This is a genomic window from Nocardia colli (assembly GCF_008704205.1).
GTDB classification, from domain to species: Bacteria; Actinomycetota; Actinomycetes; order Mycobacteriales; family Mycobacteriaceae; genus Nocardia; species Nocardia colli.
Genome location: NZ_VXLC01000015.1, coordinates 366,032 through 392,480, shown reverse-complemented (window position 1 = coordinate 392,480; position 26,449 = coordinate 366,032). Strand labels below are relative to the sequence as shown.

The window sequence follows — 26,449 nt, the reverse complement described above, 5'->3', positions numbered from 1 at the left end:
CTTCTCGGTGCGCGTTCACACCGCGAGCACGGTTGATTCGGGCCGATCCGGCAGTCGGACGGCGGCGGCCAGCAATGCGGCAACGGCGCGGGGGGTCGGATTACGGAGCAGGTCCTCGACCGAGACCGTGATTCCGGCAGCCACATTCAGTCGGCTGCGGAACTCCAAGACAGACAGCGAGGTCAGGCCCAGGTCGAGGACGGACGCGTCGAGGTCGATTTCGGCGTCGAGCAGGTCCACCACGATCTCGCGCAACTGCGCGGTGACCACGTCGAGCAGGACGTCCGGCCATTCCCCGGCCGGCAGGGCCGAAAGCCGCTCTTGCACAGGCGACATCGAGACAGTGGACGGATCGCTGCTGTCCGGTATCGGCGCTGTACCGAAAGCCGCTGTCGCAGCTGCCGATTCGCGTGCCAAAGTGGTGTCGATCCAATAGTTCCGACGCTGAAAGGCGTAGGTGGGCAGGTCCACGGTCCTGGTGTCCGCGAACATCGCGCCCCAGTTCACCGGTATGCCGCGAACCCACACGCCCGCAACCGCTTTCACGAGTCCGTCGGCCTCGCCGGTCGCCGACCGCAGCGCCGGAATCGCGACGCACCGGGCATCATCGATGCACTCGTAGCTCATGTCCGACAACACGGTGCCCGGACCCACCTCGATCAAGGTGGTGACGCCCGCCGTGAGCAGCTGCCGCAGCCCGTCGACGAAGCGGACCGGTTCACGCGCCTGCCGCAGCCAATAGTCGACCGACCTCAGGTCGTCGGCCGACACCGGCGCACCGGTCACGTTGGAGATCACCGGAATCGACGCGGCGCCCCGCGGCACACTCGCGACGACCTGCCCGAATTCGGCCAGCACGCCGTCGAGGTGCGGGGAATGGAAGGCCCGGTCGGCGCGCAGCCGCTTGACCCGGCGGCCACGGTCGCGCCACTGGCGCGCGACGGTCAGCACCGCGGCTTCGTCACCGGAGATCACCGTGGCGTTCGGCCCGTTGCACGCCGCGACCGCGACGTCGGATTCCAGCCCCGCCAGCGACTCCAGCACCTCGTCGTGGCGGGCGCGCAGCGACACCATGACACCCGGCGGCAGCTGCTGCATCAGCCGGCCGCGCGCCGCGACCACCGTCGCGGCGTCCGGCAGCGCGAAGACACCTGCCACGTGAGCGGCGGCCAGCTCACCGATCGAGTGCCCGATGACGAAATCCGGTCGCAGTCCCCAGGATTCGAGCAGCCGGAAGAGGGCGACCTCGACGGCGAACAACGCGGGCTGGGTGTAGTCGGTGCGATCGAGCAGATGCTCCTCGCCAGGTACGAACACGACCTGCCGCAACGGACGGTCCAGCAGCGGCGCGAAACTCGCGCACACGTCGTCGAAAGCCGCGGCGTAGACCGGGAACTCGCGATACAGCTGGCTACCCATACCGATCCACTGACTACCCTGGCCGGGCAGCATCATCGCGGTCTTGCCCGCGCCACGCGTGTGCGTGCGGATGACGGAGCTCGAAGCCGACAGGTCGGTCAACGGATCGACGAGTTCGATGCGGGTGCGGCCGACCACCACCGCACGATGGTCGAAGACAGTTCGGGTGGTGGCCAGCGAATAGCCGACAGCGGTAGGGCTCAGGTCCGGATCGGCCGTCAGCGCGGCGTGCAGCCGGGTCGCCTGGCCGGCCAGCGCGCCCGCGCTCTTCCCGGACAACACCCAGGCGACAGGCGCGGCCGGCTCCGCTGTGCCGGCGTCGGGTTCCGGCTCGGGCCGCACATGCTGCTCGAGGATGACGTGGGCGTTGGTGCCGCTCATGCCGAACGACGACACCCCCGCCCGGCGTGGCCCCTCGTGTTCTGGCCACGGACAGGCTCGGGTGGCCAGCCGGATCGTGCCCGGCGACCAGTCCGCGTGCCGAGTCGGCTCGTCGACGTGCAAGGTCGGCGGCACCACACCGTGCCGGATCGCCTCGACCGCCTTGATCAGACCGGCCACTCCGGCGGCGGATTGGGTGTGCGCCACATTCGATTTCACCGATCCGAGCCAGAGCGGCCGATCGGCGGGACGCTGCTTGCCGTAGGTGGCATGCAGCGCCTGCACCTCGATCGGGTCGCCGAGCACCGTGCCGGTGCCGTGCCCCTCCACCAGGTCGATCTGGTCCGGCCGCAGCCGGGCGTCGGCCAGCGCCGCCGCGATCACCCGCTGCTGGGCCAGCCCGTTGGGCGCCGTCAGCCCGTTCGACGCGCCGTCGGAGTTCACCGCCGCGCCGCGCACCACCGCCAGCACCGGGTGGCCCAGACGCTCTGCGTCCGAGAGCCGTTCGACCAGAACCATGCCGATGCCCTCACCCCAGGCGGTGCCGTCGGCCCCGGCCGCGAAGGCCTTGCACCGGCCGTCCGCGGCGAGCGCGCGCTGCCGGGCGAACATCGCGAAGGTCAGGTGCGTCGCCATCACCGTGACGCCGCCGACCAGGGCCATCGAGGTCTGCCCCGACCGCAGCGACTGGACGGCCTGGTGCAGCGCCACCAACGACGACGAGCACGTGGTGTCCAGCGTGACCGCGGGCCCGTGCAGGCCGAGGAAATAGGCGAGCCGCCCGGACGCCATCGCCGAGATATTTCCGGTCACCAAATAGGATTCCGCGTCACCCATCCCGGTCGGCGCACCGAATCCATAGCCCTGGCCCGTCATGCCGACGAATACCCCGGTGTCGCTGCCCCGCAACTCGGCCGGATCGATTCTGGCCCGTTCGACTGTCTCCCAGGCAACTTCCAGCACCTGCCGTTGCTGCGGGTCTATCGCCAGCGCCTCGCGCGGACTGATACCGAAGAACCCGGCATCGAATTCCCCCGGGCGCTCGAGGAAAGCGCCGCGACCGGCGGCGGATTCGGCGAACGTGTCCGGGTCCGCCGCGAATATCGAATCCAGGTCCCAGCCCCGATCGGCCGGAAACTCGGCGACCAGGTCGCGGCCCGCTATCACGCAGTCCCACAGGTCTTCCGGTGACCGCACCCCGCCCGCAAACCGGCACGACATGCCGATAATCGCAACCGGCTCACTGGATTTCGCTTCCAGCTCGCGCAGCCGCTGCTGCGTCTCATACAGCTCGCGGGCGGCCTTCTTCAGATACCTGCGTAGTTCAGCCTCATCGGCCATCGGTCATCCTCGATTCCCCACCAGGGCCGAGATCAACGGCCGCCACCGGTCGACGGAATCGATTTGTACGTGATTATTCGAAGCGTCGATCAAGGGCGTAAAGTTCATCTTCGACCTCCGCTGACAGCATTACCGCGGTGCGAAAAGTTGTCAACCGGAACAACTTACATGCAAATTATAGAACTCCACCTTTGCGTAATGTATAGATAATTCGTCCATAATTGGCGGGCGCGGCAATACCCCCCATCCGGGGGTATTCGGGCAAAAAAGGCAACCGGCCGGTATCCGAAAGGCCCGATATGCTCGGCGATTTCGAACCGAGGGCTCAGCGACCGGCAGCGACCAGCTGGTAATCCGCTTCGAGCAGCATCCATCCGCTCAGCTGTACCGACAGATCGCGGCTCAGGTTCCCCGACGACGCGGCGGAGGAGTACATGAGCTGAGGAAAGGTTCCCGGCGGCGCGGGCACCGTGACCGGGCGCCGCCAGTCCATGCCGAACAGCGGTAGCCCGTCGACCTCCGCGCGATGCTGCCACGCGGCCCGTGCGGACGCGTGCACGATGTTCGCGGCGGTGGTATCGCCAAGGGCCAGCGCGGCTTCCGCGAGATACCGGGCCAGGATGCCCATGAACAATCCGGAGTCGTCCCCCGAGGCCGCGGCGATCACTCCCCTGTCCGTCATGCGGTCCCCGACCGCGGCGACGAGGGCAGCCGCGCGCCGGCGATGCGCCGATTCGCCGGTGCGTATTGCCAACTCGGTCTGGAGACCGATGGCCACGCCCTGGCAGTAAGTGAGGGCGGTGCGATCCACCCGGCCGCCGGGCTCGTGGATGCCGTCGAAGATCAAGCCGGTGTCGTTGTCCCGCAACCGGGTCTCCAGGAAATCGGCGAGTTCCCTGGCCCGGGACAGATTGCCCAACCGGGCCATGGCGATGCCGGCCGGGCCGATCGCGGAGGTGCTGTAGTACTCGTCGTCGATCCGCCAGGGCACCGCGCCGATCTCCGGGTTCCAGCCGCCGACCAAGTCGGCCCCCAAGTCGTCGACCGCCTCACTGAACCGGACACCGAGCAGCCGGTCGGCCCGCTCCAATGCCAGCACCAGCCAAGACATGTCGTCGTAGTACCGGTTGGTCCAGCCGGTGAGGTTGCGGACCCGGATACCGCGGGCGAGGGCGACGACTCGCTCGATCCGTTCGGGAGTGCGGGCCCGGTGCGCGGCGTCCACCGCGCAGTCGAGCAGGTGCGCCTGCCACCAGTAGCACCATTTCACGAACGACTGATCCAGCCAGGTCCCCGGCCAGTACAGCGTGCCCAGCCGCATCTGCGGCCGGCCCCAGAGCGTGCGCACGTGCCGCTGCACGATCGCCTGTTCCGCCAGGGCCGCCCGCTGTCCCGGATCGTCCGGGCCGGGAGACACTTTCCGCGTGATCGTCAGGGCCTGCGCGGGCTCCGCCAGCGCGGTCAGTACGACCGAGGCTCCCGCTGCCACCAGCACATTGCGCCGGCTTATCCCCTTGTCCCGGCGATCCATCCGCTCGGACTCCCTTTACTGAGCATGATCATCAGAGACAGAAACCGTGCAGGTGGATCCTATCCCGCAACCACTGTTCGGGCGCGGCGGCGGTTTCCCGTCCTTGCCGGTTCTGGTCGGGAGGTAAGCGTGGCGGGTGGATCGTCGAATGGCGGGTCGCATCGATAGATGCGCATATCTACGTTAGAGCATGCACTTTTCGAGTGCCGCGATCAGCGAGGTGGATGGAACCGCGGCACGCAGGGGGTGACGGGGCCGGGCGGCGGACAGTTCGGCAAGGTGATCGGGCTGGGTTCGGCCGTCGGCCTGGTCACCATCGGTGCGGTCCCCCATGGCGCCGGCGGGAGGTAGAACACGCCCGGCGGTGGTGCGACGTAAGGCTTTTCGCATTTCCACCAGGTGTGGTAGCCGCCCGGCGGGACCACGCCGACGTCGCCGGAAACGCTGTTCGAGGCCGTCGTCCAAGCCTGCGGTTGGAGGGTGATGGCGAAGAGCGGGTCCGCGGTGCCCGGGCCGCCCGGATCGTGGTATCCGGTGAATAGACAGTCCACGTTGTACCGGGAGTTGTTGGTTACGGTGGCGGTGATGCGCCAGCCCAGCGTGGTGACCGTCGCGGTCACGTCGGTCGGCGCGGCCGCCGCGCTGGTCGGCACGAACATGCTCGCCGCGACGGCCGCGGCCAGCGCACCGGCGACGCGCAACCCGGCTCGGTGTTTTCCACGCTCGATGAAGAACGACACGGTCCACCCTCTCTGCCTGCCGCTCGATTGGTCTGCGGCACGGCATCAGGATGCGATGCGAGTACCGGCGATCGCACCATCACCGTGTCGGTGAGTGACACGATCGAGGTGAACTCTGCGATATAGCAAGCGGACACCCTCGGGAGCCGGTGTCCGCCGACACCGGAACGGGGGGTTCCCATGGAGGATGACCGCACAGTCGTCGGTCGCACCGTCACCATCCTGGACGAGGTGGCCAGCGCGCCGGCGCCGATCACCCTCGCATCGCTGACCAAGAACACCGGCATTCCCAAGCCGACCGTCCGCCGGATCGCCAACGCACTCGTCCAGCGCGGCATGCTGATCCGGACGCCGCAGGGTTATTGGGCCGGCGACCGGTTGATCCATCAGGGTTTGCGTTCCACCTGGCATCAGCTCACCGCGCACACGGCGCAGCCGTACCTGCAAGACCTCTATGCCCGAGCGCCCGGCGAGATCGCCTTCTACTGCGGGTTGCACAACGGTGAGCTGGTCAATGTCGGGTCCGTTTTCGGCGCGGCACATCGTCATTCGATGAAGGAGACAGCGTGGCCGTCGCTGGCCTCGCTCGGTCGCAGTGTCGTGCTGACCGCAACCGGCAGGCTGCAATTCGCCCATCACGCCGAACAAGCCGAACGCATCCTGACGACCGGCTGCCCGCCGCTCACGCCGTACTCCCCCGCGCACCCTGGTCGCCTCCGCGCCCTCCTCACCGATGCCAGGGAGACCGGAATCGCTGTCGAACAGGAACAGTCGCGCCTGGGCTGGGGCTGCACGGCGGTCGCGCTGCACGACACCGCGGGCACGCTCATCGGCGCGTTGGGCCTGGCCGGTCGCGGCAGTGCGACCACGACCCCCGCGATCCGCCGCGCCACCGTCGCACTCGCCGAATCCCTCGAGCGCGACCTGGCCGAGATGCTGAACTCCCGCAGCGCGTGACCGAGCGGTGGGTCAGGTCTGCTTCACCGGTTCGTAGACGTCCGCGCCGAGCCCGAAAGTCCAGGCCACGCCTTCGCGGGCGGTGGTCGTCGCCGGCGGCACGCGAAGCCAGTAGGTGCGGTGGGTGCCGTCGGGTTCCGGCGTCGAGTTGACCACCTCGACCATCACCACGTCCTCGTCGCCGTCGAGCGCGATCCGCCACAGCACCCCGGTCTCGTCGCGATGCATCGGGCGCGCGCCGGATTCGTCGAGATAGCGGTCGTAGCCGTAGTACTCGAGCATGATCCGGCGCAGTTCGGCGTTCTCCTCCGCGCGGATCTGCTCGGGCGTCAATGCCCGCAGGCTGTCCAGGAATTCGGCACTGACGGACATGCCGCGCCAGGCGTGCAGTTCGAATCCGTCGGTGTAGGCCAGCGCGGGACCGTCGCCGCGGTCGAGGCGACCGGCCTCGTCGCGGTGCAGTTCGGTGGGGCGTTCGCTGATCAGGGCGACGTTCTCGTACGGCCACCACCAGCCGGCTTCCCGTGCGACCGTGGCCAATCCGCCGAGCGGCGACTCGGCGGTGGTGTCGAATGCGCACAGCCAGGCGGCATCGTGCTGGCCGAGTACGGCGTCCAGCAGCAGCAGGCGGACGCCGGTGCGTTCCTTGGGCGTGCTCGCCGCGGCCTCGATGACACCCTCGCGGATTCGGTCGACGACGGTCCGGGTCAGCTCCCACAGGTCCGCGCCGGTGCGCTGCCAATGGTCGTTGAAGGCCTTCGAGCCCAATTCCGCGTGTACGCGGGCACGTTCGGCTGCCCACGGCCCGCTGCGCAGCGCCTCCCGGACACTGGCGCCACGCTCCCCCAACTCCCCGTCCGACAACATCCGCACCGCGGCCAACGGCGAACCGGCCCACACGATTCGCGCGGGCTCACGCAATCCCGCCAGCCGGTAGGCCGCACGTACGCCGGCTTCCGCCGCCGCCCGGTCGCCGGCACCGGTCTGCGCCGAAATCGACCGCCACACATCATGTTCCGTCACGTCTTCGCTCTTCCTGTGCTCGTTCGAGATTCCTGACACCGGGTTGTTCAGTCGGCCACGATCCGCACCGAGCCCGGCACGTACTCGCGCTGGCGCACCACCCGATACCAGCCCTGCGGCAGCGTGATGGCGGCGTGTTCCTCGTGCACGACGCGCCCGCCCTCGGGTAGGTGCAGCAGCATCGGCCCGAACGCGCTCGCCTCGCGAATCAACCTGCCGGGACTCGGGATCGCGTGGGCGTGGCCGGTGACCTCACCGAGCGCGAGGACCAATCGCCCTCGGGCGTCACGCGGCTCCGAGGCGGCGTGCACGGCCGTTTCGGGCACGGCGGTCTCCGCCAACGGAACGATCAGGACGTCGCCTTGCCGATACATGATTTCTCCTCCCACCGCGGCCCGGAATCGGTGCCATGCCGAGGACCGTAGCGGCAGGCACCGACAAAGACCGCCCGGTTCCCGAGTTGTCGGAGGGGCTTGGTAGAAAGCAGCTGATCATTCTCGAAACCGGCCGAAAGGGGCGGGGACACATGACCGTTGGGGACCACTTGCACGAGCTCGGGGGTTTGCCCGCGTTCGACTTCCCGACTGCCGATTCCGGCGGCCCGGCGCGGTCGGCGGACACGCTGCCCGCGGCCGGCTCGGTGGCCTGGCGCATCGGCATTTCCTCCTATGACCCTTCGGAGTCGTGGGCGGCGGCGTTCGCCGAATTCGCCGACGCCGTCGACCTCACCGAGGTCCGGGCGTTCATCGTCGGCTGCTGGACCGACGCGTACGACAGGGGCCCGGAGGAGGTATTCGAGGCGTTGCTCGCCGCCAAGGATCGGTTGCCGAACCTGCGTGCGTTGTTCGTCGGCGATATCGTCGGCGAGGAATGCGAGATCTCCTGGATCAATCAGGGGCAGGTGACGGTGCTGCTGGAGGCCTTCCCCGAGTTGACCGAATTCCGCGTGCGCGGCGGCCAGGAACTGGAGTTTCCGGCTATCCGGCACGAGCGCCTGCACAAGTTGATCGTGGAGACCGGTGGCCTGGGGGCCGAGGTCGTGCGCGGGATCGCCGCGAGCGACCTGCCCGCACTGACCCATCTCGACCTGTGGCTCGGCACCTCGGAATACGGTGGTGACGCCGATGTCGCCGACCTCGCGCCGATCCTGGCCGGGACCCGGCTGCCGAAGCTGACGCATCTGGCGTTGCGCAACAGCGAGATCCAGGACGACATCTGCGTCGCGCTGGCATCGGCGCCGGTGGTGGCTCGCCTCGAGGTCCTCGACGTTTCCATGGGCGTGCTCACCGACGACGGCGCGGCCGCCCTGCTCAGCGGACAACCGCTCAGCCATCTGTCCTTCCTCGACCTGCACCACAACTATCTGTCCACGGCGATGGGCGAGCGGCTGACCCAAACGCTCGAACCGGCCGGCGTGCGACTGAATCTCGACCCCGACGACGCCGACGAAGACGAAGATGAGGACGAGGGCACCGTCTGGCGCTTCGTCGCGGTCAGTGAATGAGCCGCCGTCGACGCGCTGGGTAGTCGTCGGCAACCGGGAGAATCGCCGGGTCGGGTTGTTCCTCGACGCCGCGCGGGCGGTCGGTGTGGCCGCGCCGCGGGTGGTCGAATGGCGTGCCGTGCTGCGCGACGGCGGTCACGACTTCGCCGAGGACGAGATCGTCCGACTGGATTCGCCCGGGGAGAACCCCGCGGTGGAGGAGCTGCTGCGCGGCGTGCAAGATCCGACCCGCGTGGAAGGTTCGGCGCGGTGGTACGCGCGGTTCCTCGATGCGGCCGGATCGCTGCGCGGCGGTCGCCGGCTCGACGATCCTTCGGAACTCGCTGTGCTGTTCGACAAACGGCTGTGTCATGCCCGCCTCGATGCCGCCGGCGTTCCGGTGCCCGCCTCGCCGACATCCGGTGCCGCGGCACCTGTGCGCGGCTGGTCCGATGTGCGAGACCGGATGCGCGACAACGGTCTTCGCCGTGTCTTCGTGAAGCTCGCGCACGGATCCTCCGCGTCGGGGGTGCTCGCGATCGAGTCGACCAGCACGGCGCGGTGGCGGGCGACGACGTCGGTGGAGGTCGCGGCCGGCGGCGCGCTGCACAACTCGCTCAAGGTTCGTCGCTATACCAGCGAGTCGGAGATCGCCGCGATCGTCGACCGGCTCGCACCCGACGGATTGCACATCGAACAGTGGGTACCGAAGGCGTCGTTGGCCGGGCGGACCGCCGATTTGCGGGTGCTCGTCGTCGCGGGGCGGGCCACCCATGCGGTGGCGCGGACGAGCCGGGCGCCGATGACCAACCTGCATCTGGGCGGTACCCGTGGCGATCTCGCCACCGTTCGCATGGCGGCGGGTGAGCGCTGGAACGAGGCGTTGGCGATCTGCGAACGTGCGGCCGAATGCTTTCCCGGAACGCTCTGTGTCGGAGTCGATCTGCTGCCTTCGATCGGCTGGCGCCGGTTCACGGTCGGCGAGGTCAACGCGTTCGGCGACCTGCTGCCGCGACTCACCGGGTTGCCGGAAGGTCCCGCCGCGGGCGTCGACACGTACACCGCGCAGCTTCGCGCCGCGCCCTATTTCGTTGCTCCGCAACCAGATACACCCGAGGTGACGTATGCACCGGCCTGATATGAACGAGGTTGTCGGCCGCGACGATCTTTTGCTCCTCACCCTCGACACGCTCCGCTACGACGTCGCGGTCGAGCTCGCGGCAGCGGGCAAACTGCCCAACCTGTCCGCCTATCTTCCCGACGGCAACTGGGAAAAGCGGCACGCTCCAGGCAGTTTCACCTACGCCTCACATCAGGCGATCTTCGCCGGATTCCTGCCGACGCCCGCGACGCCGGGTCCGCACCCACGACTGTTCGCCGCGCGCTTCGCCGGCAGCGAGACCACCGCGGACGGCACCTACGTCTTCGACTCGCCCGATCTCGTGACCGCGCTCGCAGCGCACGGCTATCACACGGTCTGCATCGGCGGTGTCGGGTTCTTCAACAAACGGGGCGCGCTCGGCAGCGTGCTGCCCGGATTGTTCGCCGAAAGTCATTGGGAGCCGGACTTTTCCGTCGCTTCGCCTACCTCGTTCGAAGCCCAGGTGGCCTGCGCCGAGCAAGTGGCCGCCGGCCTGCCCGCCGAGCAGCGACTCTTCTTGTTCCTCAACGCTTCCGCGCTCCATCAACCCAACTGGTTCCATCTGCCGGGAACCACCCGCGAAACCGGCGACTGCCGCGAGACGCACGCAGCCGCTCTGCAATACATCGACGCCCATGTAGGCCGGCTGTTCGACGCGATGCGTTCCCGGCGGCAGTGTTTCGCGATCGTGTGTTCCGACCACGGCACCGCCTACGGCGACGACGGTTACACCGGCCATCGGCTGGGCCACGAGTCCGTATGGACCGTCCCCTACGGCCATTTCTTCTTGGAGTGCTCCGCATGATCGACACCATCGCGCTACCCCGGCCGTATCAGAACTACGTGTACGCGTATCCGCACAAGACCGCCTATCGGCCGCTGACGCCGCGGCCCGCGCTCGCCGATCTGTGGGCAGGTCAACCGCGGCAAGCGCTTTCGCTGTATCTGCACATCCCGTTCTGTGAAGTGCGGTGTGGCTTCTGCAATCTGTTCACTCGCGTCGGCGCACCGGACGGTCTGACCGGTCGCTACCTCGACGCGCTCACGCGGCAAGGGCAGGCCATGCGGGCGGCCCTCGGCGACGAAGACCCGGTGCATTTCGCGAATGCCGCGTTCGGTGGCGGCACGCCGACTTATCTCGAGGCCGCCGAGTTGTCGCGGCTGTGCGATATCGCCGAGGTGGTGATGGGCGCTGATCTGCGGTCGATTCCGCTGTCGGTCGAGACTTCGCCGAGTACCGCCACCGCCGATCGACTCGCCGTACTCGCCGAGCGCGGGACCACCCGGCTGAGCATCGGCGTGCAGAGCTTCATCGACGAAGAAGCCCGCGCAGCTGTGCGACCGCAGCGGCGCGCGGATGTCGAGGCGGCGCTCGGGTATATTCGCGACACCGACATCCCTGTCCTCAATATCGACCTGATCTACGGCATCGACGGTCAGACCGAGTCGAGCTGGCGAGTGTCCCTCGACGCGGCGCTGGCCTGGCGGCCGGAGGAGATCTACCTCTACCCCCTCTATGTGCGACCGCTGACCGGACTAGGCCGGCACGCCGATCCCGCTGTCGCGGACCTCGATTGGGACGAACAGCGGTTGCGCAGATACACCGAGGGCCGTGATCATCTGCTCGCGCACGGCTACGAGCAGGTCTCCATGCGCATGTTCCGGCGTAGCGACGCTCCACCGCAGGGACCGGACGATTACGCGTGCCAGACCGACGGCATGATCGGACTCGGTTGCGGCGCCCGCTCTTACACCTCCGGACTGCACTACTCGTTCGACTACGCGGTCTCGATGCGTGAGGTGCGAACCATCATCGATACCTACACCGCCACTACCGATTTCAGTAGCGCGGTGCACGGCAGGGTGATGGATCGGGACGAGGCGAAACGCAGATATCTGCTCCAGTCGCTGTTACAGGCGGACGGCTTCGCCATCGCGGACTACCTGGCGCAGTTCGGCAACGATCCCTGGCAGGACTTCCCCACTCAGCTACATACGCTCGGCGAACGCGGCTGGCTCTCCGACACCGAACCCGGTCGACTGCGCCTCACCGGCACGGGTCTCGCCTACTCCGACGCGATCGGCCCCGAATTCTTCTCCCCCGCGGTGCAAGCCGCGATGGCCGCCTACGAGCTGCGGTAATCGTGGACCTGACCATCCTCTACCGCGGACCGCTCGCCTCCTGCGACTACGACTGCCCCTACTGCCCGTTCGCCAAACGCCGGGACAGCACCGCGCAACTGCGCGCGGATCGCGCCGCCCTCGAACGCTTCACCACCTGGGCGCTCCAGCAGACCGACGACCGGCTCTCCGTCCTGTTCACCCCATGGGGCGAGGGATTGGTGCGTTCCTGGTATCGGCGAGCAATGGTCGAACTGTCCCACGCACCGCACATCGACCGCGTCGCCATCCAGACCAACCTCAGCTGTCGCACCGACTGGCTATCCGACGCCGACCCCGACACCCTCGCCCTCTGGTGCACCTATCACCCCGGGCAAACTCCCTACCAACGCTTCCTCGACAAGACCACCAAGCTGGCCACCGCCGGCATCCGCTTCAGCGTCGGAATAGTCGGCCTCCCAGAGCATCTCGAACACGCACAGCAGCTACGCGCCGACCTCCCCGACCACATCTACCTCTGGGTGAACGCCGCCGAAGGGCACACCTACACCGACGCCCAAGCCGAAGACTGGACCTCCCTCGACCCGCTGTTCCCCTTCAGCCGCCACCCGCACGACTCCGCCGGCCAAGCTTGCCGAACCGGCTCTTCGGTCATCTCGGTAGACGGTGACGGGACCGTCCGCCGCTGCCATTTCGTCCGAGACCCGCTGGGCAATCTCTACGACAATTCGTTCCGCAGCGCACTGGCCCCGCGCGCCTGCCCACTCACCGTGTGCGACTGTCACATCGGCTATGTCCACCTCGAAACTCTTCCGCTGTACGACGTTTTCGCCGGCGGCGTCCTCGAACGCATCCCCGCTGCCGAGTCATTACCCCTCGTCACTCTGTCCCGACGGGGTGATCGGTCAGCCTGACCGGCGGCGGCCCTGGCAATCGGCTGATCAGGAGGCCTTGAACAACTCCGCCTGCCGGTCGACGTACGGCTGGAACAGTGCCGCAGGCCAGTTCGGATCAATGTTCGATACGCGATCGATCACCTTCCACACACCGCCCCGCCGCTCGAACCGGTCCTGGTAGGTGCCGGTCGAGACCACACCCTCGTTGCTTTCCTTCCAGTTCACGCGCCAGCGCCACGACACGAGCGCGGTGTCGCCCGCACCCTCGATCTCGAACCAGCCGACGTCGTGGAACCACTTCTCCAGCGGAAACACACTGTGCGCGAAGTCGTACAGGCTCTTCAGTCCTTCCGGCCCGGTGAACGTCTGCGACCGCAGATCGTGCACCGTGAAGGTCGCCTCCGGCCAGTACAGACCCACATACTTGTCGGCCGATTCGCGGCTCGGATCGTTGTCGATGTAGCGCTGGTGCAGCACCAACTGCTCGAAGATCTCGAATCTGTCCAAGGCGGTGAGAGGTGTTTGATCGGTGTCCACGGGGGCGGAGGATGCGGTGTTGTTGCTCATGACGAGAACGCTAGGGACGCTTCCCTCTCCGCGAATCCGTCACCGTATCGGTCGGTGTTGCAGGTCACCGACCCGGTCGGTCGAACACCGCCGTGACCGCTCGCCAATGATGGTGCCGTCAGCACGCACGAGTCGACGGAGGTCCGCGGGATGAATTCGATGGCGACGCCAGGGGTCGGGCTGGCGGTGCTGTGCGTGGTTCTGGTCGGCGCGGCCGCGGCGGTGTATTGGGTTGCGCAGCTGGGGCCGGTGCGCGTTGCGCCGCTGGCGGCCGCCCGTGCGGTGATTCAGCTGGCGGCGGTCGCGTTGATCTTGGCAGCGGCGTTGGCGGCGCTGTGGTCGTCGATACTGGTGCTGGTGCTGATGTTCGGCGCGGCGGTGTTCACTGCCGCGCAGCGAGCGCAGGCGGGGCGATCGGCGGCGTGGCTTACGGTTTCGATCGGTGCCGGGTCGGTGGCGACACTGCTGCCGATGCTCGTCAGCGGGGTCGTTCCACTGCAAGGTGTCGCTATCGTTCCGATCGGCGGGATCATCCTCGGCGGCACGATGACCGCGACCTCGCTGGCCGCCCGCCGCGCCTTGGACACACTGACCGAACGCTTCGGCGAGGTGGAGGCCGCACTGAGCCTGGGCTTCCTCGAACGCGACGCCCGGATGGAGATCATCCGGACAACCGCGACCGACGCCCTACTGCCCGGCGTCGACCAAACCCGAACCGTCGGATTGGTAACGCTCCCAGGAGCATTCGTCGGCGTACTCGTCGCCAGCGGTTCCGCCGCCCACGCAGCCGCCGTACAGGTCCTCGTGCTACTGGGCTTGCTGCTGGCTCAATCATGCGCGGTCGCCGTGACGATCGAACTGGTCGCCACCGGGCGCGTGCACCGGCAGGTCAGCAGGCATCGATGAGCCGGGCTCGACGACCCTGTGTCACTATCCGATCAATTCGAAGCTGAGCGGGTCACGCCCGCGCGACAATCGGGTGAACCATATCTTCGGCTCCGACCGGGGGAAGCATGAACGCCGCAGCGATCGTCGGGATAATCACCGCCATCATCGCCGCCTCCGCGGCACTCGCCGGGTATGTGATCAATCAGCTCGCGGCTCGGCGCGAGCAGCGGATCAAAACTTACGCCGAAGCGCTGCGCACGATCCGCCAGTACCAGGAGATCCCGTACCGGGTCGCCCGGCGAACCGACTCGACCGCGGCGACCCGCACGAAACTCGACACCCAGCACGGCGAGATCATGAGCGCCGTCGGCTTTCACCTCGGCTGGCTCGAGCTCGAATCCCCCACCACCGCAGCCGCTTACCGCGCACTCTGGGAGCGATCCCGGATCTTCGGCCGCGTCTACCGGAAATGGGCATGGCACCAGCCACTCGTGTCCGCCGACGCACAGATGGCGATCACACTCCCCATCCGATACGAGATCAAACCAGAATTGGCGATCTGCGTACGAGCAATGCGCGCCGACAGCCGCTTCTTCGGCTGGTGGGCCCGTCGAGCAGTCCGCCGGGACGCCGCCGCATTGACCGAGCAACGCACCACCGAGCCGCCACCCGATTTCACCGACCTCGAAACCTGGTCGCCGCCAACGCAATAGGCATACCCCGCGTCCATCATCAGTAAAGGGGTCTGACTCCTCTACTGAACCATCCAGGCGGGCAATACGTTTCACCTGACAGCAGGCTTCTGCGACGACGCTCACGGATTGCCTGCGCGGCTGGAAGACGCGAGGAGTCAGGAATGAACGAGCGATCCGCGACCCCCGTTGCCGACGTCGGCATCTGCCGATTTCCCGTGGCGTACGACGCTGCGGCAGCGGCCTTCTGGGTATGCGGACATTCGTTGCCGGACCTCACCCGCAGAGCCTCGCACTTCTGCGGCGAGGTCTGCCTGGATCCCGATGGCCAGCTGCGCCGACATGACGGCGCAGCCGCGCTGCTGCGGGAGTACGAACTGCGAACGCCGGCCGAGAAATAGCACATCGCAAGTGGAAAGTGGAGATCGGACAATGGCTACCTCAGCCCCAACCGCGACAGCCGCACACACCATCCTCGACACCCCTGGCCGGGACATCGCCCGCAAGCTGGCGGTCGAAGCGATCGGCACATTCTTTCTCGTCTTCACCGTCGGATCGGCGGTGCACAGCGGAAGTTCGCTTGCGCCGCTGGCGATCGGAGCGGCGCTCATGGTCATGGTCTATGCCGGCGGCCACATCTCCGGCGGGCATTACAACCCCGCGGTGACGCTGGCAGCGCTGATCCGCGGCCGAATCGGCGCCGCAGCGGCCGCCGGTTACTGGTCGGCCCAGGTGGTGGCCGGGCTGGTGGCGGCGGTGGTCGTACGCCTCCTCGTCGGCGGGGCACGCGGATCGGCCGTGAACCCGACAGGTCACCTGCTGGCCGATGCTCTCGTCGCCGAACTCCTGTTCACCTTCGCCCTCGCCTACGTGGTGCTCAACGTGGCCACCAGCGCCGACCATCCGAACAACTCGTTCTACGGATTGGCCATCGGATTCACCGTCGCGGCCGGCGCCATCGCGGTGGGCGGCGTCTCCGGCGCGGTATTCAATCCGGCCGTGCTCTTCGGCGGGCAGGTACTGGGCCTCTTCGGCCCGTGGACGCTGCTCTATCTGATTGTCGAACTGCTGGGCGGCGCCGCGGCAGGCCTGGCGTTCCGGCTGCTGAATCGCGCGGACGTGTAGCGGACCGTCTTCTACTGTGCCGCAGTCGATCCCGAGCGCACTCGGACCGACGCCAGTTCCAGCAGGCCGTCGAGTTCGACCTTTCCGACGGTCTGGTTCGGGTCGACGCGAAGACCGTCGCGGCGGGCGAGGTCGAGGATGCGTTCGGCTAAGGGCATGACCATGTGGCGGCCCCAGCATCGTTCCGAGGCGTGGCCGAACGGGAGGTAGCCGGGGTGGGTCTCGGGGTCGAGGCGATCCCAGCGCTCGGGGCGGAATTCGTTCGGGGCCGCCCAGAGTCGCGGGTCACGCTGACTGAGCAGGGGCAGCAAGAGGAGGTCGTCGCCCGTGCCGATGCGTGCGTCGACGGCCGGGAACTCGGAACCTTTGAGACGCAAGAGATTCCAGGATGGCGGGAGCAAACGCAGGGTCTCGAGCAGGATATTGCGGTTCGAGGTTTGGGGATCCAGCGGCGACGCCAGCCACAGCGCGCTGGTGACCAGGGCGGCCACCGTGAAACAGACCGGTGCCGCGACTCTGCGATACAGATACATGGCGTACCGGCGATCGCGAAAACTGTTGGCCTGGAAGACTTGTGTCGCCAGCTTGGACAGCGGACGCTCCGCGCCCGTTCGGCCGATCAGCGCGGCTCCCGAGGTGACCACCGACCAGGTCAGCTTCGGGGTCAGTTCGAGCCTGCGGTCGACCAGCACGCGGAAGCGGATGTCTTCCCCGCCGAAGACGAGATCGCGCACGTAGTCGTGGGCGCGCTGCGGCCACACGCCGACGAGCGGGCCATCGGCATCGAGCGGAGCCTTCAACGCCGTGCGCACGTCGGCGCCGACGGCCTGCATGAACGCGGAGGCATCGGCCCGGTCGACCAGCCGCCGATGCACGGGTTTGAAGGTCGGTCGCTCGTCGGGCTGTGCGGGCCGGGCGCCCAGCACCGCGTCCATCAGCTCGGCGCCGGCAATTCCGATGGTGTCCGGCTCCAGGCGAAAGAGGTCTTCACCACAATACTTTTCGAAAAGTTCGGCGATCCGCGGGGCGAAGACAATGGTCCGCGAATTTCCGGCAATGTGCCGTGTGGACATGACGAACTCCCGGATGGCAGGCGGGACTCGCGCCCGGTAGTGTAACCAGCGGACGCGAGTGCGACAACGTACTGGAAGAGTCAGATCCAGCCGTACCAGGCGTACTTCTTCAGACTCTTCTCTTGCTTAATCCGTTTGACCATACGTACGAGAGTCATGACTCCACCTCCGGTTGTGAGTGTGTTCGGTGAGTGTGCCTGGATCGCAGGCACCCGAAGAGCGTATGCGAAACGTGTTGGGCGGCAGGTATTTTTCGGATAAGTTATCGTCAAATGATGCACCGGTGACGCACAAATTACGCATCCTACGTACCGTTGAGTCGGTCTATTTTGCACGCGCAGCGAATAGTGAAGGCGCACTATGAATATCGCGGCCTCGACCCGAATCGAAACGCTGGACAACGATTTCCACGCCGACCCGCACGGGCACTACCACCGGTGGCGCGGACAGGGGCCGGTGCTGCGCATACACGCGCCCTCCGGGGTGGTCAGCTGGCTGGTCGTCGGCTACGCCGAGGCGCGCTCCGCGCTCCGGGATCCACGGTTGCGCAAGAGCGCCGACGGCATCGAAAAGCTGTTCCGCCAACAACATCCGGACGCCCCGGCGAACGCACCACTCGCCAACCTCGACCGCAACATGACCAACAGCGACTCGCCCGAACACGTCCGGCTGCGCAAGCTGGTCAACCAGGCGTTCACCCGCAGAGCCATCGCCGACCTGCGCCCGCACATCGAGCAAACCACCCGCTCACTACTCGACGAGATGGCCGAAAACGACGAGGTCGACCTGCTCACGGCTTTCGTTTTCCCGCTGCCGGTCCGAATGATTTGCGAGATGCTCGGCGTGCCACGCGACGAGGTGCCGGGATTTCAACAGTGGGCGCAGAACCTGTTCCAAGTGGTCGGCGACGAGCGCGCCGCGGCATTCCGTGAATTGCGTTCCTATCTACGCGGATTGGTGGCACGAAAGCGGGCGCGGCCAGGTGTCGATCTGCTGTCCCGGCTGATCCACGCCCAGGACGACGGTGATTCTCTCACCGAAGTGGAACTTATGGACATGGCGGTCATGTTGCTGGTCTCCGGACACGGAACAACGGTCGATCTCTTGACCACCGGAACGCTCGCACTATTGCGCGACGATGCACTGTCCCAAACCTTGCGCGCCAACCCTTCAGCGCTACCGGCGGCCGTGGAAGAATTCTTGCGCTTCGACGGCCCGATCCATTTCTCCACCATCCGCTACACCGCCGAACCGGTGCAGATCGGCGATACAGAAATCCCCGCAGGCGAATTCGTGCACATCGCCGTCGCCGCCGCCAACCACGACCCGTCGCAGTTCACCGACCCGGATCGCCTCGACATCGGCCGCGACGCCGCTCAACACCTGAGTTTCGGCCACGGCGCCCACTTCTGCGTCGGCGCACCCCTCGCACGCATGGAGGCAACGGTCGCCTTCTCCGCCCTCCTCCAGCGCTTCCCCCACCTGCGACTCGCCCGCCCCTATGCCGACCTGGATTGGCACCACAAATTCGGCTTCCCCACCCTCACCGGACTTCCGGTGCGGCTGGGGATCTGAGCACTGCCGAACGAAACATCTTGCGGTAGAGAGCTTTTTGCGACGGCCTACGATGGATACCGGAGTGGTGTCGCAAAGCTCCCGTCGGCACGAATGGAGACCGGGCTCATGTCGGATATCAACAAGCACAATCTCGTCTACTTCGAAAATCCTTCTATGCGAGGGCTGTACGACGCAATGGAGGAGTGGCAGCAGAGCAAGCATCGGCGTCTGCTGTCGGTAACCGTTCAGCGAGACGGGGATAATTTCTGTTGCATCGCCCTGACCAATCCGACCGAGGTCGTGATCACCAGCGCGGACGGGCACAATCACGCGAACGTCAGTCGGTTCGGAACGCTCGCTGTGGACGGGCAGTAGCTGTCCGGCGATCAGCGGGCTCGGCTCAGTGACTGCGGCGCGCCGGCGACCGCGGTGCTGGCCCGCTTCCGGCGGACCAGAGGGTCCAGGGTGGCGTGGATGATGAAGTACTCCGCGACCAACACGTTGCCCAGTAGGGACGCCCACGCGCTCGCGGTATAGATATCCCGATACTCCAGTGACGGAATGACTTTCGCCAGTTGTGTGCCGGCCAGCAGATACAACCGCAGCGTGACGGCGGCAAAGGTCAACGCGTAGTTGCGGATCATCCAGATCCGGTGCAGCTGCACCTGACCGCGCCGAATCGTTCGATAGCCCTGCGTGGCCGTATACAACCATGCCACCACCAGCATGTAGAACGCGACCTGCAACGCGAAACCACTCGGCGTCACCGCGGCGGCATACGACGCTGCGGCAGCGGCCGCCACGACCGAGATCAGGTACACCCGGCCGGCCATCCGGTGCCACTTCGGAAAGCGCGCCCGCAGCTGTGGCACGAACTGCCACGGCCCGATGATCAACGCCAGGCCGGCGGGCACCGCGTGCACCACCAGGCTCAGGTAGTACCCCACGATGCTCCGGTCGATGGGCACGGTCGAACTGCCCATCAGGTACGGGGTCACGAAGAAGGCCGCGATACCGATCGCGAACACGACCAGCAGGCCCCACAGGAACCACCACCAACGCCGGCGAACGGTCGATGACATGGCGACGGACATAAGCGGACTCCGATACTTAGCTGGGATTGCCGAGGTCAATTGCCTTGTGCCGCTGCGGAAACCGATTCCCATTCACGCCACAGCGCGAGCCGGGATTCGTACTCCTCCGTGACGATCCGCAGGGCCGTATCGCCCAGCAGCAGACGCAACGGCGGCTTGTCCGAGTCGACCAGAGTCAACAGAGCGGAACGGGTCGCGCTGGGTTTGCCGAAGCTCTGCCCCGAGTCGGCGGCGGTGGTGCGCACCTGGTCGTACGCTGGGTTCTCGGTAGCGAATCGGCTCAACGTGAACCCGGTGTCATAGGTGCCCGGTTCGAGCACCGTGACATGAATGCCGAAATCGGCGACCTCGGCGGCCAACGCCTCGGACAACCCCTCCAACGCCCACTTCGACGCGTTGTACGCACCCACACTCGGCGACGCCGCGATCCCCCAGAGACTCGACACCTGAATGATGTGCCCGCTCCCCTGCGCCCGCAGAATCGGCAGCGCCGCCTGCGTAATCCACAGCGCTCCAAAGAAATTGGTCTCCAACTCAGCCCGGATCTCCCGCTCGCCGAGCTCCTCGACCATGCCGAACTGCGCGAACCCCGCATTGTTCACCACCACATCGAGCCGCCCGAAATGCCCCGCCGCCCGCTCGACCGCCGCGAAGTCCCCGGCCCGATCCGTCACATCCAGCCGCACCGGCAAAAACGTCTCCGGAAACTCCCCCACCAGATCCGCCACCGCCCCCAAATCCCGAGCCGTCCCCGCAACCCGATCCCCCCGCCCCAACGCCGCCGAAGCCCACTCTCGCCCAAACCCCCGCGACACCCCGGTAATAAACCAAACCTTGCCCATCCGCCTACCTCACTCGTCCGATCCGCTGAACTAACACCGTAAGGCTACGACCGTAAGCTCACCGAGCGCAAGAGGTAACACCTGTAAGTTTTGGACCGCAAGGTGACGGAATCGAAGTCGAGGAGGCAGAGGGCACCAGTCGCGCCCTCCCTCACCGTGCCAGCCGTGCGAGCCGTGCCGACGAGAACGAACACGCGGATCTCGGAGCGGACAGGCCCTAGCCTGTCCGTGCAGGTCCGAACCTGCCGCATGTCCGCCCAGCACCGGGCGGCGGGAGAACACCACGGGAAGCAGGGTTCAGCAATGGGAACCAATCCGGATTACCCGAAGCAGCGCGTGCTGCTGCCGAATGGCATGTACGTACTGATCTACGAACACCGCAAAGACCCGGTGATCAAGTTCGCATCGAAACATCACCGTCTGGTCGTGGAGTCGATGCACGGTCAAGATCGCTGGGACAATCCCCGCGGTAGTGACGTCATACTGCGCGCGGAAACGATCGAATCCCCGGACGCACCGCCGAATCGGGAGCACCCGGACGACTGGGTTTGCGTTCGCCGTCGGGATCTAGAAGCGCTGCGTCGCCGGAACAGCTGATCGAATACCGCTGGGCCGGTTCATCACCGGCCCAGGGGCCCGATCATGCTGGTATCCGCACGCGAACCATCGGTACGCCGAAGGTGTTGTGGGGCAGCGCATCTGGCGCTGCCGCAGAGATCAGGCGGTGAAAAGGGTTGAGCCCCAGTAGTCGTTGGGGCCCAGGCCTGGGGGGACGGCGAAGACTGCGGAGCCTACGTGCTTGATGTATTCGTTGAGGGCGTCGTTGCGGGCCAGGTTGTTTTGCATGGGGACGAATTGGGTTTGGGGGTTGCGGCAGTAGGCGATGAAGAAGAGGCCGGCGTCGAGGTGGCCGAAACCGTCGGAGCCGTCGGTGAAGTTGTAGCCGCGGCGCAGGATTTGGATGCCGCCGAGTTCTTCGGCGGAGGCCAGGCGGACGTGGGCGTCGGTGTCGACGAGGGGGCCGGAGGGGCCGGCGGACTGGAGGTCGAGTTCGTCGAACTCGTCGCGGGCACCCAGCGGTGCGCCAGATCCCTTGGTACGTCCGATGACTCGTTCCTGCTCGTGCAGGGTGGTGCGGTCCCACGGCTCGATCAGCATGCGGATGCGGCGGGTGACGAGGTAGGAGCCACCGGCCATCCAGGCCTGGTCGTCGGCGCGGTCGACCCAGACGAACTTGTTGACCGTGTCGTGGTCTTCGGCCTTGATGTTGCGGGTGCCGTCCTTGAAACCGAGCAGGTTCCGGGCGGTCGTCTGACTGGTCGAGGTCGAGGAGGTGCGACCGAAGCCGAGCTGCGACCAGCGCACCGAGACCGCGCCGAAGCCGGCCCGGGCGAGGTTGCGGATGGCATGCACGGCGACCTGCGGGTCGTCGGCGCAGGCCTGGATGGCGATGTCGCCACCGCTGCGCGCGGGTTCGAGCGCGTCCTTGGTGAACTTCGGCAGATCGACGAGCGCGTTCGGTTTCCGCGACGCGATACCGAAACGGTCGGCACCGTCCGCGCCGACGAACAGCGACGGACCGAAACCGATCGTCAGGGTGAGCCGAGACGACGACAGGTCGAGCGCCTCACCGGTGTCGGTCGGCGGCTTGTACGCGCCCGCCCCGACGGCACCGTCGGGCTCGGCCTCGCGCCCCGAGGTCATCCGCTCCGCCATCAACGTCCAGGTCTTGAGCAGACCGATGAGTTCGTCGCGCGAACGAGTATGCACGTCGAATACCGCGAAATGCAGCCGATCCTGGGTCGGCGTGACGATGCCCGCCTGGTAGGCGCCACGGAACGGCACGATGCCCGAGGCGGTGGCCGCGGCGGCCGGACTCGACATCCGCCCGGCCAGCACACCCGCACCGGCCGCGGCGACGCCGATCCCCGCGGACCCGATCAGTCCGCGCCGGGAGATTCCGCCCCGCCCGGGGTCACGATCCCGCGACGACACCCTGCACCTGACTCACCACGGCGGACAACGCGTCGATCTGCCGCGCGAGCGCCGCGCGCTGATCGCTGTTGACCGTCTCGTAACTGACGTGTCCGTCGCCCTGCCGATACTTGGCCAGTTCGCTGTCGAGTTCGGCGAAGCGCCGGTCGATCTGGGTGCCGAGGTCGGGGTTGCGCTCGTCGAGGATCGGCCGCAGGCTGGCGATCGCCGCCTGGGAACCGTCGACGTTGGCCTGGAAGTCCCACAGATCGGTGTGCGAGAAGGTGTCCTCCTCGCCGGTGATCTTGGTCCGCGCGATCTCATCGAGCAGGCCCTGCGCACCGCCCGCGACCTGCACCGGATCGACGGTGTAGCCGGCCGCGCTCACGCCGGCCGCCAGTTCACCCATGTCGGCGAGGAGCTGGTCGGCGATCTGGTTGGTGTCGGGTTGCAGGCCCTGGGCCCACAGATCCTTCTCCAGCCGGTGGAATCCGGTCCACTTGTCGCCAGCGGCGACATCGGCCTCGCGCAGATCGATGCGCGGATCGAGATCGTTCGGGAAGCTCTCGGCGACCGGCTCGATGCGTTCGTAGTAGGTGCGGGTGATCGGGTACTGCTTCTTGGCGGACTCGATATCCCCGGCCTTCACCGCTGCCACAAACGACTTCGTGGTTTCCTGCAGCGCACTCACCTGGCTCAGGATGTAGCGCTTGTAACCGTCGGCCGCCTCGGCCAGTTTGCCCGATTCATCCCGTTTCTGCGCCTGCCCGGTGACGGTGAAATCGTGCCGAATTCCGTCGCCGACCATGCCGGGCTTGCACGCCGTCTGATATTTGCCGGGATCGGGCACGGAAACGATCAATTGGCGGGTGAGACCGGGACCGATGTTCTCGATTTCGCCGATAACGCGCTCGCCGGCGCCGTACACGTAGAACTCGGTGACCTTGGTGCCGTTGTTGGCGATCCGGAAGGTGACCTGTCCGGTTTCGGCCGTGTCCTTGGCCACCGCGCAGCTGGTGTCGTTCGCGGTGACCGCGATATCGCTTGCCGATGCGTTGTCGGTCTTACTGGTGCACGAAACGAGCAGTGCGGGCACCGTCACCGCGACCGCTACGGGAATCATGGGGAAACGCACGGAGAGTGGACCTTTCGTCGTCACGGCGTGGCCGCGGTGTCTGTCGGGGTCCGGGGATTTCCCCGGTTGAGGCTGGCGGCGGAGACCGGGCGCAGGAAGAGGAACAGCACCACGACCACGTAGAGAACCCACGCGACGACTTGCAGCACGGTCGGGTCGGCGCGGAAGTTGAAGATGCCCTGCGCGACGGTGCCGTACCAGCTCGACATGGAAAACCACGAGGAAATGTCGAAGGCGTTCTGGGCCAATCCCGGCAGCCAGTCCACGGTCTGCAGCGCCCGGATCCCGTAGGCGAGAATCCCGGCGGCGACCACGACCAGCAGCGCACCCGTGTATTTGAAGAAGGTGGCGAAATTGATCTGCACGGCGCCCAGATACATCAGCACGGTCAGCACCGCGGCGACCACGATGCCCAGCAGCAACCCGATCAGCGGCCACGAGCTGCCAGTGGTGTTCTCGGCGTAACCGACCATGAGCAGTGCGGTCTCCACGCCCTCGCGCCCGACCGCGAGAAACGCCAGCGCCACGATCGCCACCGGACCGACGTCCAGGGCCCGTGACATCCCGGCCTTCAACTCCCCCGAGATGGTCCGGGACGCGGTCCGCATCCACAGCACCATCCAGGTCACGATCACCACCGCGGCCAGCGAGGCGAGGCCGGCGATCAGTTCCGCGGCCAGGCCGGTCACCGTCGAGGTGCCGTAGCGAATGCCGACGAAGATCGCGGCGACCATCACAATGGCAGCGCCGACTCCGAGCGCGACCCATTTCAACGCCTCGCGACGTTGTGATTTCACCAGGAACGCGACCAAAATCATGACCACGATGCCGGTTTCGAGTCCCTCGCGCAGTCCGATCAAACCGCTGCCGAACAATTGTGCGGCGACCGAAGGTGCGTCGGAAGCGAACGCCTGCTCTCTCAAATCCACTCCCAGTCGAACCAAACCGAGCCTAACCACAGTTCGGCAAGGCAAACCTAGTCTTACACGCAGATAGCCAGTTTAGAAACCCGGACCGGAAAGGACTACCGCGGGCAACGATCAAGCCGCAGGCTCTGCACGCATCAATCGCGCGAAAGCACGCAGGCCCGCGAGGATCTCCTGTTGATCGGTGATTCCGTCGAGCGCGGCGTCGAAGCGGGCGGCCATGATGGTGACCCGCTGATCGACCGCGCCGACCCGCTGGACCAGTTCGGCGTGATCGCGCGCCACCCCGTCGCGGATGCTCCGCTGGTCCTCCCGAGCCCGCTGATCCAGTCGACGCACCTCGTCGCGCAGTTCGTCCAGCTGCCGCGCGTCGGACTCGGCGCGGGCGGCGGCGCTCGACTCGCCGGCGTCGAGCCGCTCGGTCAGGAACCGCACCTGTTCGCGCAGGGTGCGCACGTCGTCGGGCGGGAAGCCCACCTCGCGGGAGATGGCCGCGATCCGCGCGCGCAGGTAGGCGAAATACGCTGCCGCCGGCCGAATCAGCACGCCCACGAGGAAGAACCCGGCAACGTAGTAGCCGATCTCGTACCCGGTGACCAGTGCGACCACCGCGGCGACCACCGCCGAGACCACATGCGACGCAACAGCCACCAGCAACAGCCGCTTGGCCAACGTGCCGACTTCGCGCGCCCGCTCCGCAGGCACCGCGATCTCCCGCCGGCGGGCCGCGTCGAGCCGGTGCCCGGCCTGCCGCGCGGCGAAGTACAGATTCCACGGCACGGTCAACACTGCGCCGAACCAGAAGAACGCGACGAACCCCAGTCCCGCCCCGATCACCGTCGACGCCGCCAGATCTGCCCAAATCGCCAGTGCGGCAACCACGATCACCAGAACCGCAGCGGCCCAGAACAATCCCCAATATTTCTTCATCGGTCCAGCATCGCGACCGGCCGACAGCGGCGACACCGTACGACTACTCGAGTTCGCCGCCCGAAGACCCGGCACTTGTCGGACCCTGCTGCCAGACTGCTATCGGGTGGGAAATTCAGCATCGCAGGGAGGATCATCCATGACCTTGAAGACGACACACCTCGACCCCGAAGAGCTGCCCTACAGCCCGGCGTTCACGCAGGGTGTGGTCGCGCCGGCCGGTCAGACGCTCTATGTCGGCGGCCAACTGGGTACCGACAGCAGCGGAAAGCTGCTCGACGGCATCGAGGCGCAGACCGAACAGGCGATGCGCAACGTGCTATCGGTACTCACGGCAGCGGGCACCGGGCCGGAACATGTCGTCAAACTGAATATCTACCTGGTCAACGGGCACGATGCGCGGGCGGGATACGAAGCGTCGCAATCGATCTGGGGGAATCACCGCACCGCTATCACGGTGATCTCCACCGCCGAGCACGGCCGCCCCGGCGCGCTCATCGAGATCGACGCGATCGCGCTCATCCCCGAATAGCCTGCGTCCTCGCCGAGGCCGCGCCGCGGGCCGGCTTCGGCGAGACAGGCAGGACACGTCAAGCCCTACTGACGTCAACCT

Annotated in this window: 28 protein-coding genes; 14 read left to right on the top strand and 14 right to left on the bottom strand. The window is 66.8% G+C overall.

Annotation, left to right across the window (positions count from 1 at the left end):
• Positions 1–15: 15 nt before the first annotated feature.
• The 3 genes from F3087_RS28800 to F3087_RS28790 all read right to left on the bottom strand — a co-directional run bounded on the left by F3087_RS28800 (position 16) and on the right by F3087_RS28790 (position 5,412).
• The gene (locus tag F3087_RS28800; protein WP_150405191.1) at positions 16–3,141 is read right to left on the bottom strand and encodes a type I polyketide synthase; all 3,126 of its coding nucleotides are present in this window, start codon (positions 3,139–3,141) and stop codon (positions 16–18) included.
• Between the two features lie 325 nt (positions 3,142–3,466).
• Positions 3,467–4,672 (bottom strand): glycoside hydrolase family 76 protein, encoded by a 1,206-nt coding sequence (locus F3087_RS28795; RefSeq protein WP_150405190.1) that lies wholly within the window; start codon positions 4,670–4,672, stop codon positions 3,467–3,469.
• Positions 4,673–4,884: 212 nt separating this feature from the next.
• On the bottom strand, positions 4,885–5,412 hold the full coding sequence (locus F3087_RS28790; RefSeq protein WP_150405189.1) for a hypothetical protein: 528 nt from the start codon (positions 5,410–5,412) through the stop codon (positions 4,885–4,887).
• 180 nt (positions 5,413–5,592) lie between these two features.
• On the opposite strand from F3087_RS28790, the gene F3087_RS28785 reads away from it, so the two are divergent.
• The gene (locus F3087_RS28785) at positions 5,593–6,369 is read left to right on the top strand and encodes an IclR family transcriptional regulator (protein WP_150405188.1); all 777 of its coding nucleotides are present in this window, start codon (positions 5,593–5,595) and stop codon (positions 6,367–6,369) included.
• A gap of 12 nt (positions 6,370–6,381) precedes the next feature.
• Here F3087_RS28785 and F3087_RS28780 read toward each other — a convergent pair whose 3' ends face one another.
• Both F3087_RS28780 and F3087_RS28775 read right to left on the bottom strand, forming a co-directional pair.
• Entirely contained in the window at positions 6,382–7,392 is a 1,011-nt protein-coding gene (locus tag F3087_RS28780) for a DUF6745 domain-containing protein (RefSeq protein ID WP_150405187.1), read from the bottom strand.
• A gap of 47 nt (positions 7,393–7,439) precedes the next feature.
• Positions 7,440–7,766 carry a hypothetical protein gene (locus tag F3087_RS28775; RefSeq protein WP_150405186.1) on the bottom strand — a complete coding sequence of 109 codons (327 nt, stop codon included), beginning with the start codon at positions 7,764–7,766 and terminating at the stop codon, positions 7,440–7,442.
• Positions 7,767–7,918: 152 nt separating this feature from the next.
• Between F3087_RS28775 and F3087_RS28770 the strand changes: the two genes are divergently transcribed.
• The 5 genes from F3087_RS28770 to F3087_RS28750 are packed head-to-tail and all read left to right on the top strand — an operon-like array spanning position 7,919 to position 13,051.
• A complete protein-coding gene (locus F3087_RS28770) occupies positions 7,919–8,896 on the top strand; it encodes an STM4015 family protein (RefSeq protein ID WP_150405185.1) in 978 nt (325 codons plus the stop codon).
• Complete coding sequence (locus tag F3087_RS28765) at positions 8,889–10,013, top strand: STM4014 family protein (protein ID WP_223885417.1); 1,125 nt, start codon at positions 8,889–8,891, stop codon at positions 10,011–10,013. The genes F3087_RS28770 and F3087_RS28765 overlap by 8 nt, the downstream gene beginning before the upstream one ends.
• 1 nt (position 10,014) lies before the next feature.
• Positions 10,015–10,821, top strand: a complete 807-nt coding sequence (locus F3087_RS28760) for an STM4013/SEN3800 family hydrolase (protein WP_150405183.1) — start codon at positions 10,015–10,017, stop codon at positions 10,819–10,821.
• Positions 10,818–12,158, top strand: a complete 1,341-nt coding sequence (locus F3087_RS28755; protein WP_150405182.1) for an STM4012 family radical SAM protein — start codon at positions 10,818–10,820, stop codon at positions 12,156–12,158. Before F3087_RS28760 ends, F3087_RS28755 begins: the two co-directional genes overlap by 4 nt.
• Positions 12,159–12,160: 2 nt before the next feature.
• Positions 12,161–13,051, top strand: a complete 891-nt coding sequence (locus tag F3087_RS28750) for an STM4011 family radical SAM protein (RefSeq protein ID WP_150405181.1) — start codon at positions 12,161–12,163, stop codon at positions 13,049–13,051.
• A gap of 27 nt (positions 13,052–13,078) precedes the next feature.
• On the opposite strand, the gene F3087_RS28745 is transcribed toward F3087_RS28750, so the two are convergent.
• Positions 13,079–13,600 (bottom strand): nuclear transport factor 2 family protein, encoded by a 522-nt coding sequence (locus F3087_RS28745; protein ID WP_150405180.1) that lies wholly within the window; start codon positions 13,598–13,600, stop codon positions 13,079–13,081.
• A gap of 150 nt (positions 13,601–13,750) precedes the next feature.
• Here F3087_RS28745 and F3087_RS28740 point away from each other — a divergent pair, with 150 nt between their 5' ends.
• From F3087_RS28740 to F3087_RS28725, 4 genes are all read left to right on the top strand, one after another.
• On the top strand, positions 13,751–14,506 hold the full coding sequence (locus tag F3087_RS28740; protein WP_150405179.1) for an ABC transporter permease: 756 nt from the start codon (positions 13,751–13,753) through the stop codon (positions 14,504–14,506).
• Between the two features lie 107 nt (positions 14,507–14,613).
• Complete coding sequence (locus tag F3087_RS28735; RefSeq protein ID WP_150405178.1) at positions 14,614–15,201, top strand: hypothetical protein; 588 nt, start codon at positions 14,614–14,616, stop codon at positions 15,199–15,201.
• A gap of 143 nt (positions 15,202–15,344) precedes the next feature.
• Positions 15,345–15,581 carry a hypothetical protein gene (locus F3087_RS28730; RefSeq protein WP_150405177.1) on the top strand — a complete coding sequence of 79 codons (237 nt, stop codon included), beginning with the start codon at positions 15,345–15,347 and terminating at the stop codon, positions 15,579–15,581.
• A gap of 31 nt (positions 15,582–15,612) precedes the next feature.
• The gene (locus F3087_RS28725; protein ID WP_150405176.1) at positions 15,613–16,305 is read left to right on the top strand and encodes an aquaporin; all 693 of its coding nucleotides are present in this window, start codon (positions 15,613–15,615) and stop codon (positions 16,303–16,305) included.
• A gap of 11 nt (positions 16,306–16,316) precedes the next feature.
• Here F3087_RS28725 and F3087_RS28720 read toward each other — a convergent pair whose 3' ends face one another.
• Both F3087_RS28720 and F3087_RS47505 read right to left on the bottom strand, forming a co-directional pair.
• Positions 16,317–17,378 carry a cytochrome P450 gene (locus tag F3087_RS28720; RefSeq protein WP_150405175.1) on the bottom strand — a complete coding sequence of 354 codons (1,062 nt, stop codon included), beginning with the start codon at positions 17,376–17,378 and terminating at the stop codon, positions 16,317–16,319.
• A gap of 80 nt (positions 17,379–17,458) precedes the next feature.
• Positions 17,459–17,536 carry a tryptorubin family RiPP precursor gene (locus F3087_RS47505; RefSeq protein WP_375917211.1) on the bottom strand — a complete coding sequence of 26 codons (78 nt, stop codon included), beginning with the start codon at positions 17,534–17,536 and terminating at the stop codon, positions 17,459–17,461.
• 202 nt (positions 17,537–17,738) lie between these two features.
• On the opposite strand from F3087_RS47505, the gene F3087_RS28715 reads away from it, so the two are divergent.
• Positions 17,739–18,953, top strand: a complete 1,215-nt coding sequence (locus F3087_RS28715) for a cytochrome P450 family protein (RefSeq protein WP_150405174.1) — start codon at positions 17,739–17,741, stop codon at positions 18,951–18,953.
• Between the two features lie 108 nt (positions 18,954–19,061).
• Positions 19,062–19,310: a hypothetical protein gene (locus F3087_RS28710; RefSeq protein WP_150405173.1), complete on the top strand. Its 249-nt coding sequence runs from the start codon at positions 19,062–19,064 to the stop codon at positions 19,308–19,310.
• 11 nt (positions 19,311–19,321) lie between these two features.
• Here F3087_RS28710 and F3087_RS28705 read toward each other — a convergent pair whose 3' ends face one another.
• Complete coding sequence (locus tag F3087_RS28705) at positions 19,322–20,017, bottom strand: DUF2306 domain-containing protein (RefSeq protein ID WP_223885416.1); 696 nt, start codon at positions 20,015–20,017, stop codon at positions 19,322–19,324.
• Positions 20,018–20,064: 47 nt separating this feature from the next.
• Entirely contained in the window at positions 20,065–20,871 is an 807-nt protein-coding gene (locus F3087_RS28700; protein ID WP_150405171.1) for an SDR family NAD(P)-dependent oxidoreductase, read from the bottom strand.
• 249 nt (positions 20,872–21,120) lie between these two features.
• Here F3087_RS28700 and F3087_RS28695 point away from each other — a divergent pair, with 249 nt between their 5' ends.
• Positions 21,121–21,468, top strand: a complete 348-nt coding sequence (locus tag F3087_RS28695; protein WP_150405170.1) for a hypothetical protein — start codon at positions 21,121–21,123, stop codon at positions 21,466–21,468.
• Between the two features lie 120 nt (positions 21,469–21,588).
• Here F3087_RS28695 and efeB read toward each other — a convergent pair whose 3' ends face one another.
• The 4 genes from efeB to F3087_RS28675 form a co-directional block, all read right to left on the bottom strand.
• A complete protein-coding gene (gene efeB, locus F3087_RS28690) occupies positions 21,589–22,866 on the bottom strand; it encodes an iron uptake transporter deferrochelatase/peroxidase subunit (RefSeq protein ID WP_150405169.1) in 1,278 nt (425 codons plus the stop codon).
• Entirely contained in the window at positions 22,847–23,968 is a 1,122-nt protein-coding gene (gene efeO / locus F3087_RS28685; protein ID WP_150405168.1) for an iron uptake system protein EfeO, read from the bottom strand. Before efeO ends, efeB begins: the two co-directional genes overlap by 20 nt.
• A 32-nt stretch (positions 23,969–24,000) precedes the next feature.
• Positions 24,001–24,903, bottom strand: coding sequence for an iron uptake transporter permease EfeU (gene efeU, locus F3087_RS28680; protein ID WP_150405167.1), 903 nt, complete (start codon positions 24,901–24,903; stop codon positions 24,001–24,003).
• Between the two features lie 117 nt (positions 24,904–25,020).
• A complete protein-coding gene (locus F3087_RS28675; RefSeq protein ID WP_150405166.1) occupies positions 25,021–25,836 on the bottom strand; it encodes a hypothetical protein in 816 nt (271 codons plus the stop codon).
• Positions 25,837–25,975: 139 nt separating this feature from the next.
• Between F3087_RS28675 and F3087_RS28670 the strand changes: the two genes are divergently transcribed.
• Positions 25,976–26,368: a RidA family protein gene (locus F3087_RS28670; protein ID WP_150405165.1), complete on the top strand. Its 393-nt coding sequence runs from the start codon at positions 25,976–25,978 to the stop codon at positions 26,366–26,368.
• Positions 26,369–26,449 lie beyond the last annotated feature (81 nt).